The sequence below is a fragment of the Streptomyces sp. NPDC057654 genome, assembly GCF_042800135.1.
In the GTDB taxonomy this organism is placed as follows: Bacteria; Actinomycetota; Actinomycetes; order Streptomycetales; family Streptomycetaceae; genus Streptomyces.
This window is the reverse complement of sequence record NZ_JBHVHQ010000170.1, coordinates 1-12,407: the sequence shown is the minus strand read 5'-3', so window position 1 is coordinate 12,407 and position 12,407 is coordinate 1. Positions and strand designations below refer to the sequence as shown.

Below are 12,407 nucleotides of genomic sequence, written 5' to 3'. Positions count from 1 at the left end.
ATGACCTGCCGCCCACCCCACGGCCCACCCCGCCAGCACGCCTTCCTAGCCGCCGCCCTTGCGCCCCCCCTTGGCCCTCGGGGGTGTGGCCGGGCAGCGCCCAGGCGCGGACGCCCTCGGCTATCTCGGTCCCGTCGGCGACGGCCGTGGTCCGCGCCTTCCCGCCCGCGAGGCGTTCGTCCGAGGCGGCAGAGTCGGCGCCTTGGAGTGCGAGTTCGAGTTCGCCTTCGCCGACGATCCATCGCGCGTTGGGGAAGAGGCTGTGCGGGCCTTCGTCCGCGTCGGAGCGGGCCCAGCCGAGGTGGTCGTCGTGCAGGTGGGTGAAGGCGACCAGTTCCAGCTCGGCCGGGTCGACGCCGAGGCTCGCCAGGGATGCGGGCAGGTCCTGTACGTGCTCGAAGGCGTGCTGGAAGTGCACCAGGTCCTCGCCCGAGATACGTCCGTGCCCGGCGTCGAGGAGCAGGCGGGTACCGCCGCGTTCGACGAGGAGCGCCCCGCACCCCATGGCCAGGTGGCCCGCGTCCGTCATGTGGTGGCGGTACGGGTGCCAGTCCTCCTCGGCGGAGGCGGGGTAGACGCGCGTGGGGATCATCGCGACGCCCGCGTCGGGGACGTAGGTCAGGGTGAGTTCGCCGATGGTGCGGGTCCACAGGCGGGGCATCCGGGAACCGGAGTCGTCGGCGCGGTGGTTCTGGCGGGTGGTGTCCATGGTGGCAGTGGTGCCTTTCTCGGACGGTCTGCGGGGGTGGTCTGCGGGGGCCGGTCCGCTCACGGCGTCAGTTCGCGGATCGGTTCCCCGGCCGCGTACGCGCGGATGTCGTCGAGCGCGTCGCGGTAGAAGGCGTCGTACGTGTCGGCGGTGACGTAGCCCAGATGCGGGGTGAGCACCGTGCGCGGTGCGCCGCGCCACGGCGAGTCGGCGGGCAGCGGCTCGGCGGAGTGGACGTCGAGGGCGGCTCCGCCCAGCGTCCCGGCGGTCAGGGCGGCCAGCAGCGCCTCCTCGTCGACGACGGGCGCACGGGAGGTGTTGATCAGCAGTGCGTCCGGCCGCATCCGGGCCAGCTCGTCGCGGCCGATGAGACCGGCGGTGCGCGCGGAGAGTCTGACGTGGAGGGTCACCACGTCCGAGGTCTCCAGCAGTTCACGCTTGCTCACCGGGGTGACGCCCAGCGATGTCGCGTGCTCCGGGTCGAGATGGGCGCTCCAGGCGACGACGTCCATGCCGAAGGCGAGGCCGACCTTGGCCACGCGGCTGCCCACGCCGCCGAGGCCGATGACGCCCAGGCGGGCTCCGTACAGGTCGCGCCCCACGGTGCGCTGCCACGCGCCGTCGCGCAGGTTGCCGTCCTCGGCGGGGAGGGAGCGGGCCAGGGCGTGGATCAGGCCCCATGTCAGTTCGGCGGTCGGAGTGAGTCCGGCGGGGCGGGTGCCGGAGACCGTGATTCCCCGCCGTCGGGCTTCGGCCAGGTCGATGGAGGCGTTGACGGGGCCGGTGGTCACGAGCAGGCGGAGATTCGGCAGTTTCCCGAGCACTTCGGCGGGGAAAGCGGTGCGCTCGCGCATGGCCACGACGACGTCGTACGGCTCCAGGGCGGCGATCACTTCGGCCGGCCCGCCCAAGGGGTGGGTGAATACGGTGAGTTCGGGGCTGCCGGGCAGGGTGCTCCAGTCGGCGTACTGGTGGGCGACCTGCTGGTAGTCGTCCAGGATCGCCACTCGGCGGATCTTAGGCATGGGCGTTGGCATGGGCGTGGTCATAGGCGTTTTCCTTCCGGCGGCTGCTTCCGGGGCGGCGCTTGTTCTCACTGCTGAGCCTCCTGAGCGTGCTGTCGCTTCGGGGGCTGTCCTCGCACTGGTACCCCTCGCCGGGGCGGTGTGCGCTGCGGCGGGCTGCCGCGCAGGCTTCCGGGGGCGCTCCGGCCTCTGCCTCCGCCGCCGGGTCGGCCACCGGCTCGGAAGGGCTCGGGCGGAGAAGTTCGAGGGTCCAGATCCCGACGCCGATCAGCGCGGTCACGGCGCCGAGCGCACACACTCCCGCCCAGCCGACGGCCGGGTACAGCGCCGACGCCAGGGCGGAGGCGACGGTGCTTCCGGCGAAGGAGGAGACCATGAGGGCCGTCGTCACCCTGCTGCGGGCGTGCGGGACGCGCCGGTAGAGCACGCTCTGGTGGCTGATGAGCAGGGCCTGCTGGGCGAGGTTGAGCGCCATGATGCCGACGATCAGTGCGATCAGGCCGCCGGGGCCGCCCGTTCCGGCGAAGGCCAGGACGCCCCAGCTTCCCGTCAGCAGGACCAGTCCCCCGGTGGCCGCCCGGCGGGCGTGGCCGCGGTCCGCGAACCGGCCGGCCGCCACCGCGGCGACGGCTCCCACGACCCCGGCCAGCCCGAACAGGCCGATGACGGCGGGCCCGTACCCGTACGCCGGGCCGGCGAGCAGGAACGACGATGCGGTCCACAGGATGGTGAAGCAGCCCATGCCGACGGCGGCCAGGCCCATGCGCCGACGGAGCAGGGACTCGGTGCGTACGAGCGTCAGCACGGAGCGCAGCAGCTGGGGGTAAGGGGTGTGCTGGGTCGGCGGCACCGGGCGCAGCGCGACGCGCAGGGTGCTCGCCAGCACCACCATCACGACGGCCGCGAAGACGAACACCAGCCGCCAGTCGCCGAATTGGGCGAGTGCGCCCGCGACGGTGCGGGCGAGCATGATGCCGACGAGCAGGCCGCTCATGACTGTTCCGACCACCGAGCCGCGTTCGTGGTCGGCGGCGAGGGAGGCCGCCATCGGCACCACGATCTGCGCCACGGCGGAGGTGACTCCGACGATCGCGACGGCGGCGTACAGCGCGTTCAGGGAGGGGGAGGCGGCCGCGCCGAGGAGGGCGACGGCGCTGAGGCCGAGGAGCACGGTCACCAGCCGGCGCCGTTCGAGGACGTCGCCCAGCGGTACGAGCAGGGCGAGCGAGAGCGCGTAGCCGATCTGGGAGGCGGTGACGACGAGGCCGCCGGCGCCTTCGGAGACGCCCAGGGCCCGGGAGATGACCGGCAGCAGCGGCTGGGCGTAGTAGATGTTCGCGACCGCCGCACCACAGACCACCGCGAGCAGCAGGACTGTCGCGCGGCTCAGTGGCGGCCGGACGCCGACGGTGTCCGGCTCAGATTGTGGATCGTTCATGCCAGAAGTCTTGCCGCGCTCGATTGCGCAGGTCAAGCCATTTCAGATCGATCATTCCGAAGGTGATGGGTGTCACGCCCCGGTAAGCCTCGCCGGGTCGGCGGCGCCCTTGTGGAGCAGATGGTCCAATATGGAGACGTAAGGAAGCACGCCACACGCACACGCCCGCCGGGGTGCTCGTGCCGCGACACAGGAGGAACATGTGCCGTCCGTAGGCCGCCCCCGTGCCTTCGACATGGGGACCGTGCTGGAGGCCGCGATGCGGCTCTTCTGGGAGCAGGGATACGAAGCCACGTCACTGGCACAGTTGCGCGCGGCCACCGGTCTGTCCTCCGCGAGCCTGTACGGCACCTTCGGCTCGAAGGAAGGGCTGTTCGAACAGGTCGTGGAGCATTACGAGAAGGGTCCGGGCGGGGTCGCCGACGTCCTCGCGGACGAGAGCATCAGCCCGCGGGAGGCCATCGCCCGCCTGCTGCACGGCTCGATCGACATGCAGGCCGACTCCGGCCACCCCGTCGGCTGCCTCATCGCCCTCTCCGGCACGACGCGCGCACCGGGCGAGGACCAGGCCGGGGTACGCGCGGCCGTCGCGTCACGCCGCGAAGCCAACCGGAAGGGCATCAAAGCCTGCGTGGAGCGAGGAGTCGCCGCGGGCGAACTCGACGCCCGTACCGACGCCGACAGCGCCACCGCCCTGATCCACACCTTCCTGCTGGGGCTCTCCACGCAACTGCGCGACGGGGTGCCGGCAGCGACTCTGCACACCTCGGTCGACATGCTGCTGACGGTCTGGGGACGGGCCCCGGAGGCGTAGGGCACGCGCTGAGCGGCGGGAGCCGCCGCAGGCCGTCGGGCCGTGGTTTCACAACCCTTCGGCCGGAGACTAGAGCCGCCTCCCCTAGCTTTGCCATTCTCGCCGCGGCGCTCCCCCACTCAAGGCCGAGTCGTGGTCGAGCGCTGCCATGAACAGCGACGATCAGTGAGGAGCACCATGGAGATCCTGGTGACGGGAGCCACCGGCAATGTCGGCCGGAACGTGGTCCGGCAACTCGCCGAGGCCGGAGCAGAAGTACGGGCTCTGACTCGCAGCCCGCGCACAGCGGAGTTCCCGCGCGGCGTGCGCGTGGTCGCGGGAGACCTCACACGGCCGGACTCGCTCGCAGACGCGTTGAAAGGCATCGACCGGATGTTTCTCTTCCCGGTCGCCGAAACGGCTCGGGACGTGGTCGCCTCGGCACGGCAGGCCGGCGTGCGCCGGATCGTGGTGCTGTCCTCCGGGGCTGTCACCATGGGCTTCGACCACGACTTCCACTTGCCGGTCGAGCGGGCGGTGGAGGCGTCGGGCCTGGAGTGGACTCATGTGCGCCCCGGCGAATTCGCGATGAACAAGCTGGCGCTGTGGGGTCCGTCCATCCGCGCCGAGAGCGTGGTGCGCGACCCCAACCCCGATCTGGCCTGGTACCCGGTGCATGAGCGGGACATCGCCGATGTCGCGACCCTGGCTCTGCTCGAAGGCGGGCACGACGGACGCGCCTATACCCTCAACGGCCCGGACATGCTGTCCCACCGAAGGCAGGTGGAGCTGATCGCGGAGGCGATCGGACAGGAGATCCGCTTCGACGTCATGAGCCGGGACGAGGCGCGGGAGATCTACCGCGCGCAAGGCGGATTCGCGGCAGCCAACGCGGACTTCCTGCTCGGCTTCGAGGACTACTCAGGCAACGAGACGGACTCGCAGGCGCTCGATGAATTCGGTCCGACGACTGCCGATTCGATGGAGATCGACCCCGCGGCGGCCGACTCCACGGCGGCCGGTTCGATGCCGACAGCCGAGGCGGTCACCGGGGTTCCGGCGCGCACATTCGCCCAATGGGCACGCGACCACGCCCAGGAGTTTCTCCCCGGCTGACGTTCCTGCGGGCGGCGGTTGACCTTCGGCGGTATCCACGACCACCGCGCCCCCTGCGGATACCGCCGCGCTCAAGCGAACGAAGCAGCCGCCACGTCGTCAGATGGGCAGGACGCAGCCCAGGGACGACGTGGCGAAGGGCGGGCCGGAGGGGGTCAGGGCGCCGGTTTCGCGGTTCACGGTGTAGGTGCCGACGGTGTTGCCGTATTGGTTGGCGGTGAAGAGGAGGGTGCCCGTCGGGGAGAGGCTGAGGTGGCGGGGCCAGGAGCCGCCGCTGGGGACGGTGTCGAGCAGGCGCAGGGCGGCTCCGGAGTCGGTGACGGCGAAGCGGGCGACGCTCTCGTGGCCGCGGTTGGAGAGGTAGAGGAAGCGGCCGTCGGCCGAGACCGCCACCTCCGACGGATAGTTGCGGACGGCCCGCGCGGAGCCGGCGGGCACCGTGGGACGGCTGTCGCCGCGCGTCAGGGCGCCGGTCGCCGGGTTGTAGGAGTAGACGGTGACGGTGCTGTTCAGCTCGTTGGCCACGTAGGCGTACGGGGCCGTCGGGTGGAAGGCCATGTGCCGGGGGCCGGCGCCCGGCACCGAGCGGACCTCGGAGACCGCGCGCAGCGCGCCGTCGGCGTCGAGCCGGTACGTGTACACCTTGTCGGTGCCCAGGTCGACGGCGAAGACGTACGCGCCTTTGGGGTCGGTGATGATCTGGTGCGCGTGCGGGCCTTCCTGGCGGCTGGGGTCCGGTCCGGAGCCGGTGTGCTGGACCAGGCCGGTGCGCGCGCCCACGCTCCCGTCGCCGTTGACGGCGTGGGCGGCGACGCTGCCGGCGCCGTAGTTCGCGCTGAGCAGGTAGCGGCCGCCGGGGTGGACGGAGAGGTGCGTGACGTTGGCGCCGCCGGTGGAGCGCGCCTGACCCAAGGCGGTCAGCGCGCCGCCCGTACCGATCGTGAAGGCCCGTACCGCGCCCTGCCGTCCGCCGTTGTCCAGCGAGTAGAGCACCTTGCCGCCGGGTCCCGCCGCGAGGAAGGAGGGGTTGGTCACCGCCGTGAAGCCGCTCCGCCGGGTCAGCGCGCCGGTCGCGGCGTCGTACGCGCAGGAGATGATCCCGTTGCCGTACGTGCCCAGGAACGCCTGCCCGACGGCGGCGGCGTCGCACTCCCGGCCGGAGGGCGCTCGCAGAGCGCGTGCTACGGGCGCGTGGGCGCCGAGTGCGGCGGCGCCCAGCAGTCCGATGAACGAACGGCGGCCGAGAGCGGAGGAGGGGTGTGGGGGCATGGCGGGCACCTTTCGACGCTTGGGGCGGGATGCCACGCTCGGCAGCGTGTCATGTAATCGTCAACAGCATGACGACCCCCACGCCCTTTGGCCCAGACCAATTGCCGCCATCCGCCCTCAGCCCTCAGCCCTCAGCCCCCAGCAACGCGTCAGGACAACCGCGGCTGACCGTTCGAAGCGGTCATCCCGCCGTCGACCGGAATATGGACGCCGTTGACGAACCGGGCGGCGGAGCTGGCCAGGAAGAGGATGACGTCGGCGACCTCGTCGGCTTCGGCGGGGCGCCGCATGGGCGACCGCTTGCGGTACTCGGCGAGCAGCTCCTCGTTGCCGGTGAGCGGCGTGGCCATCGGGGTGCGGGTGAGCCCCGGATGCACGGCGTTGACGCGTACGCCCTCGTGGCCGTGGTCGAGCGCCATGGCGTTGGTCAGGTTGACCAGCGCGCCCTTGGCGGCGTTGTAGGCGACCAGGGCCCAGTCCGCGCCCAGCCCGGACACCGAGCCGACGTTGACGATGTTGCCGCCGACGCGCCGCAGATGGGGCAGCGCGGTCCTGGAGGCGAAGAAGACGCCGTCGATGTCGACGGCCATGATCCTGCGCCACGTGGCGGTGTCGGTCTGCTCCGCGGTTCCGGCGGTGGCGGTGGCGGCGTTGTTGACCAGTACGTCCAGGCGGCCGTACTCCTCGGCCGTGTCCGAGACCAGCGCGGTGACCGCGGCCTCGTCGGCGACGTCCACGACGCGCGTGGCGATCTTGGCGCCGGAGGGTGCTTCGGCGGCGGTCGCCTTCAGCTTCTCCTCGGTCCGTCCGACGGCGATCACCGTCGCGCCCTCGCTCGCGAAGCCGTGCACGGCGGCGGCGCCGATGCCGGACCCGCCGCCGGTGACGATGACGACCTTGCCCTCGAAGCGGTTCGCTTCCACAGCAACTCCCCACTCATATATGGCCTGTTCACACGACAGTACGCGGGGACCACAGCGCCGCGCACCACCGCGGCGCCCGTGCGGCCCGACCTGCGGGGCGGCAGGCATGGCGCACCCTGGCGAATGGCGGCGGCAGCGTCAAGACAGTGGATTGGACCGCCGATCGGGGGCAGGGAATCAAGAGACCCTTTCACCAGCCACACCCCCCCCCGGAACGGACCGCTCATGATCGGACCGTACGGGCGCCGAACGCGCCCGTACGCGCGCGTGGCCCCTCGTGCGGGGAAGGACGGAGACTGCACATGGCTCGCCACGCCCCCAACACCCTCTTATCCGCCTTACTGGTGGAGGCCGACTGGACCTCGGGCGGGCTGGCCCGCGCCGTCAACGCCCTCGGCGCGGCACAGGGCCTGACCTTGCGTTACGACCGTACGTCGGTGGCCCACTGGCTCAGCGGTTCCCGGCCCCGGCCGCCCGTTCCCGAGCTCGTCGCCTCCGCCTTCACCCGCCGCGTCCGGCGGGTGATCACCGCCGAGGACACCGGGCTGATCCAGGCGGCGCAGGCGTCCCGGCAGTTCCCGCACGCCCCCGCATCCGGGGGTGATGCCCTCCGCCGTCTGACGGCCCTGTGCCGTACGGACGCCGACCCGGCCCACCGGGCCGTGCTGGCCCGTACCACCGCCTACACCCTGACCGCCCTCACGCCGCCCGCCTGGACGCCGCGGCCGCAGCCCCCGGCCCTGCCGCCGGGGCCGGAGGGCCAGGCGACCTCCGCCGACGCCCTCGCGTTGCAGTCGATGACCGAGACCTTCGCCTCCCTCGCAGAACGCCATGGCGGCGCCCACATCAGGTCCGCGCTGACCGCGTACCTCGCCGAGGGCGCCGGCCGGCTGCTCACCGCTCCCGCGCCGCATTCCCTGCACCGCGACCTGCTGACCGGCACGGTCCAGCTCACCCATCTGCTCGCCGGCATGACCGACGACTCCGGCCACCACAGCCTGGCGCAGCAGTACTTCCACACCGCTCTGCACCTGGCCCAGGAGGCCGGGAACCGGCGCCTGTACGCGGTCACGCTGCGCGCCATGAGCACACAGGCGCTGAACCTGGGCCACCCGGACCACGCCCTGAGCCTCGCCGACACCGCGGTGGACGCCGCCGGAGCCGACGCCGGGTCGGCCACCCAGGCGTTCCTCCTCTCCCAGCGCGCCCATGTCTACGCCAGGCAGCGCCAGCCGCGCCGCGCTCTCGCCGATCTGACCGCGGCCGAACGCCACCACGAGCAGGCGTCCAGCCCGCCCGGCCCCTTCACGGCCTATCCGCTGGCCGGTCTGGACTATCAGCGGGCGCAGGTCCTGCGCGCGCTGGACGACCCTTCCCAGGCGCTCTCCGCCCTGTCGGCCTCCGCGCGGCACCGCGCCCCCACCCAGCGCCGGGCGCACATTCTCACCCAGGCACGGCTCGCCGAAACCCTGCTGTCCATGGGGCACTTGGAGGCGTCCTGCGTTCACTGGAACGCGTTCCTGGACCAGTACCCCCACCTGCATTCGCAGCAGGCTGACCGGGCCCTCGTCCACCTCCACGAAGGACTGAGCCGCTTCCCCCGCCAGCCCCTGGCCATCGCCGTCCGCAAGCGCGCGCTCGCTCTCAAGCGGCCCCTCCCCAAGCCGTAAGGACGGCCGGAGCCGCCCCCTTCCCCCACGCCAGGACCCGGCCCCGGCGACGTACCGCACGACGGAACGCGCGCCCGATGTCACCTCACCCTGTGCCCGTACGCTCCCCCGCGCCCGGAAGCACTCCCGGAAGCGCCCCTGGCAGCTTCGCCTCCCGCTCCGCGTCCGGCCGGGACGGAGGGCCCTCGACCGTGATGGCTCTGAGGTCGCCCTCGCTCATCAACTCGACCGAGCGGGAGAGCAGTTGATCGCAGATGCGCAGCGGTGCGCTGAACCGGAAGGGATCGTCCATCCCCTTTGAATACGTGCTCCGCGCCGCCCGCGCCAGGGCAACGCCGACACAGTGGCACCGCCCACCCGAAGAAACGTTCCTCATTCGTCCACATGCCGGGAGTGCCGCGCACCACCGGCCCATCGGCGCCCCGGGAACCGCCGGGAACCACATCAGCCCCCGCCCGTTCAACGCGTGCACGCACCCACCGCACCAGGTCGCTTGTCCGGTCCGGGCGGCCGTGGCCTGCTGGATGTGAGCCCGAAAGGCGCCGCCCCACTACGGAAGGACCCGAGATGGCCATGACCGCGTCCACCGCGTCAGCCGGCAGCACCGATCCCGGCGTGGCCGTACTGGAGTGGGCCCGCGAGCTGACCGGCCCGGCGCTGCGGAGCTGGACCGAGCGGCTGCCGCCGGCCGTGGCCGGGTGGGCGGGATACCACCTGGGGCTCCAGGATGAGGCCGGGCGGCCGCTGCGAGGGTACTGGGGAAAGGCGGTGCGCCCGGCGCTCGTCCTGACCTGCGCCGAGGCCGTGGGCGGCGGCGCGCGGGACGCGGTGCGCGCGGCCGTCGCCGTCGAGCTCGTACACAACTTCTCGCTCCTCCACGACGACGTCATCGACCAGGACGCGCTGCGCCGCCACCGGCCCACCGTGTGGAAGCTGTTCGGCGTTCCGGCGGCGGTCCTCACCGGGGACGCCCTGCTGGCCCTGGCCCACCGCGTCCTCGCGGCCGTCCCCGGCCCCGAGACCGTCTCCTCGATCGCGATGCTCAGCGGCGCGGTGGAGGAGCTGGTCGAGGGCGAGGCGCTGGACGTGGTCTTCGAGCGGCGCTCGGAGGTCACCACGGCCGAGTACGCCGCGATGGCCACGGCCAAGACCGGGTCGCTGATGGGGGCCGCGTGCGGCCTGGGCGCGCTGGCCGGCGGCGCGGACGCCGAACGGGCGCTCCCGCTCGTGGAGTTCGGCCGCCATCTGGGGCTGGCCTTCCAGATCGTGGACGACCTGCTCGGGGTCTTCGGCGATCCGCGGACGACGGGCAAGCCGGTGGGCAGCGACATCGCCGCCCGCAAGAAGACCTACCCCGTGCTCGCCGCTCTCGCCTCCGGCGCTGCGCAGGGCCGGACGCTGGCCGGGCTGTACGCGAGCGGCGACCCGCTGTCCGAGGCCGATCTGCGGTGGGCCGCACTGCTGGTCACCGACGCCGGCGGCGTACGGGCGGCCCGCCTGGCGGTCGAGCGGGAGCTGGAGGCGGCCTTCGCCGCGCTGGCCGAGGCGGAGCCCGCGGCCGACAGCCGCCGGGACCTGACGGCGCTGGCCCACGTGCTCACCCGCCGGAACGCCTGAAGGCCCGGAACGCCTGAAGGCCCGGAACATCTCAAGGCCCGGCACGGCCGGGAAGCCCGTCGCGGCCGCGAGGCCGGGACGACCGAAGGAACGGGACGACAACCGAGGAGTGGACTCGTATGCCGCACGACCAGCACAGCACCGGACCCGGCGCCGACGAGGAGGCCGATGCCCAGAAGTGGGCGGGGGCCGGCCGCGCGCGCACGGTCGTACTGGCCTCCCCCCGCTCCTTCTGCGCCGGGGTGGAGCGGGCGATCGAGGTCGTCGAGACCCTGCTCGACCAGCGCGAGAGCACCGGACAGCCGGTGTACGTGCGCAAGCAGATCGTCCACAACGGCCATGTCGTAAGGGACTTGGAGCAGCGCGGCGCGGTCTTCGTCGACCGGCTCGACGCGGTGCCCGACGGGGCGCTGGTGGTGTTCTCCGCGCACGGGGTGTCCCCCGCCGTACGCGCCGAGGCCCGCGACAGGGGCCTGCGCGTGGTCGACGCGACGTGCCCGCTCGTGACCAAGGTGCACTCCGAGGCACGCCGGTTCGCGTCCCGGAACGAGACCGTGGTGCTGATCGGCCACGCCGGACACGAGGAGGTCGAGGGGACCCTCGGCGAGGCCCCGCGGTCGTCGGTCCTGGTCGAGACCGTCGAGCAGGTGGCCGAGCTGGACCTGCCGGAGGACGCCGGGATCGCCTATCTGACCCAGACCACCCTGGCGGCCGAGGAGACGCGCGACGTCATCGCCGCCCTCAAGGACCGCTTTCCGCGCGCCCACGGCCCCGGCGCGGACGACATCTGCTACGCCACCACCAATCGTCAGCTCGCCGTCGAGGCCGTCGCGGCGGAGGCGGACACGGTCCTCGTGGTGGGGTCGGCCAACTCCTCCAACTCCGTCCGCCTGGTGGAGGTCTGCCGGCGGATCGGCACGCCCGCCCATCTGATCGAGGACGCCGGCGCGATCCGCCCCGAGTGGATCGCGGACGCGGACACCGTCGGGCTGACCGCCGGGGCGTCCACCCCGCCCCCGCTGGTCGAGGGCGTCATCACGTTCCTGCGCACGCTGGGCCCGGTGACCGTCGCGGAACGCACCACCACGATCGAAGACGTCCGCTTCGCCCCGCCTGCCACTGTGAGGACCTGATGACCACACTCGTCCCCCGCCCCACCGCCTATCCGCTGCTGTCCGCCGTCACCTGTCCCGCGGACCTCCGCGGCCTCACCGACGACGAGCTGGAGGATCTGGCCGGGGAGATCCGCGCCTTTCTGATAGAGAAGGTCGCGGCCTCCGGCGGGCACTTGGGGCCCAACCTGGGAACGGTCGAGCTGACGCTGGCGCTGCACCGGGTCTTCGACTCCCCGCACGACACGCTGCTCTTCGATACGGGCCACCAGGCCTACGTCCACAAAATGCTCACGGGCCGCGTCGAGGAATTCGGGCGGCTGCGCCGGGCCGGGGGCCTGTCGGGCTATCCGAGCCGTGCCGAGTCGGAGCACGATGTCATCGAGAACTCCCACGCCTCCACGGCCCTGGCCTACGCCGACGGCCTGGCCAAGGCCCGCCGGCTGGGGGGCGAGGAGGGCCGGGCGGTGGTGGCGGTCGTCGGTGACGGGGCGCTGACCGGCGGCATGGCATGGGAGGCCATGAACAACATCGGCGGCTCCCCCGAGCGTCCCGTGATCGTCGTCCTCAACGACAACGAGCGCTCCTACGCCCCGACCATCGGGGCCCTCGCCGACCATTTGCAGCAGTTGCGGGCGGAGACGCAGGACGACGCCGACTGGCTGACCCACCGGAGGCCCGCCGCCGACAGCCCCAACCGCCCCGACGGCCCAAGCGACTCCGGCACCCCCGCTG

12 protein-coding genes are annotated in these 12,407 nt (G+C 72.5%); 6 read left to right on the top strand and 6 right to left on the bottom strand.

Going from position 1 to position 12,407, the window contains the following annotated elements; translation table 11 throughout:
- The 3 genes from ACFU99_RS15795 to ACFU99_RS15785 all read right to left on the bottom strand — a co-directional run.
- On the bottom strand, positions 1-709 hold a 709-nt coding region (locus ACFU99_RS15795), incomplete at its 3' end, for an MBL fold metallo-hydrolase (RefSeq protein ID WP_384391522.1).
- A gap of 59 nt (positions 710-768) precedes the next feature.
- Positions 769-1,734, bottom strand: a complete 966-nt coding sequence (locus ACFU99_RS15790; protein ID WP_384391519.1) for a D-2-hydroxyacid dehydrogenase family protein — start codon at positions 1,732-1,734, stop codon at positions 769-771.
- The gene (locus tag ACFU99_RS15785) at positions 1,727-3,172 is read right to left on the bottom strand and encodes an MFS transporter (protein WP_384391516.1); all 1,446 of its coding nucleotides are present in this window, start codon (positions 3,170-3,172) and stop codon (positions 1,727-1,729) included. The genes ACFU99_RS15790 and ACFU99_RS15785 overlap by 8 nt, the downstream gene beginning before the upstream one ends.
- A 202-nt stretch (positions 3,173-3,374) precedes the next feature.
- On the opposite strand from ACFU99_RS15785, the gene ACFU99_RS15780 reads away from it, so the two are divergent.
- Both ACFU99_RS15780 and ACFU99_RS15775 read left to right on the top strand, forming a co-directional pair.
- Complete coding sequence (locus tag ACFU99_RS15780; protein ID WP_384391513.1) at positions 3,375-3,986, top strand: TetR/AcrR family transcriptional regulator; 612 nt, start codon at positions 3,375-3,377, stop codon at positions 3,984-3,986.
- 177 nt (positions 3,987-4,163) lie between these two features.
- Complete coding sequence (locus tag ACFU99_RS15775; RefSeq protein ID WP_384391511.1) at positions 4,164-5,081, top strand: NAD(P)H-binding protein; 918 nt, start codon at positions 4,164-4,166, stop codon at positions 5,079-5,081.
- Positions 5,082-5,180: 99 nt separating this feature from the next.
- Here the strand turns inward: ACFU99_RS15775 and ACFU99_RS15770 are convergent, their stop codons facing one another.
- Together ACFU99_RS15770 and ACFU99_RS15765 are read right to left on the bottom strand one after the other, a co-directional pair.
- Positions 5,181-6,350 carry a lactonase family protein gene (locus ACFU99_RS15770; RefSeq protein WP_384391508.1) on the bottom strand — a complete coding sequence of 390 codons (1,170 nt, stop codon included), beginning with the start codon at positions 6,348-6,350 and terminating at the stop codon, positions 5,181-5,183.
- Positions 6,351-6,499: 149 nt separating this feature from the next.
- A complete protein-coding gene (locus tag ACFU99_RS15765) occupies positions 6,500-7,273 on the bottom strand; it encodes an SDR family NAD(P)-dependent oxidoreductase (protein WP_384391506.1) in 774 nt (257 codons plus the stop codon).
- A 302-nt stretch (positions 7,274-7,575) separates the two neighbouring features.
- On the opposite strand from ACFU99_RS15765, the gene ACFU99_RS15760 reads away from it, so the two are divergent.
- Positions 7,576-8,943: a hypothetical protein gene (locus ACFU99_RS15760; RefSeq protein WP_384391503.1), complete on the top strand. Its 1,368-nt coding sequence runs from the start codon at positions 7,576-7,578 to the stop codon at positions 8,941-8,943.
- Between the two features lie 85 nt (positions 8,944-9,028).
- Here the strand turns inward: ACFU99_RS15760 and ACFU99_RS15755 are convergent, their stop codons facing one another.
- Positions 9,029-9,235 carry a hypothetical protein gene (locus tag ACFU99_RS15755; RefSeq protein ID WP_384391500.1) on the bottom strand — a complete coding sequence of 69 codons (207 nt, stop codon included), beginning with the start codon at positions 9,233-9,235 and terminating at the stop codon, positions 9,029-9,031.
- A gap of 281 nt (positions 9,236-9,516) precedes the next feature.
- Here ACFU99_RS15755 and ACFU99_RS15750 point away from each other — a divergent pair, with 281 nt between their 5' ends.
- The 3 genes from ACFU99_RS15750 to ACFU99_RS15740 all read left to right on the top strand — a co-directional run.
- A complete protein-coding gene (locus ACFU99_RS15750) occupies positions 9,517-10,560 on the top strand; it encodes a polyprenyl synthetase family protein (RefSeq protein ID WP_384391498.1) in 1,044 nt (347 codons plus the stop codon).
- 119 nt (positions 10,561-10,679) lie between these two features.
- Positions 10,680-11,693 (top strand): 4-hydroxy-3-methylbut-2-enyl diphosphate reductase, encoded by a 1,014-nt coding sequence (ispH, locus tag ACFU99_RS15745; protein ID WP_384391495.1) that lies wholly within the window; start codon positions 10,680-10,682, stop codon positions 11,691-11,693.
- Positions 11,693-12,407 (top strand): 1-deoxy-D-xylulose-5-phosphate synthase N-terminal domain-containing protein (locus ACFU99_RS15740; RefSeq protein WP_384391492.1); only part of this gene is annotated, 715 nt, incomplete at its 3' end. The genes ispH and ACFU99_RS15740, both read left to right, overlap by 1 nt.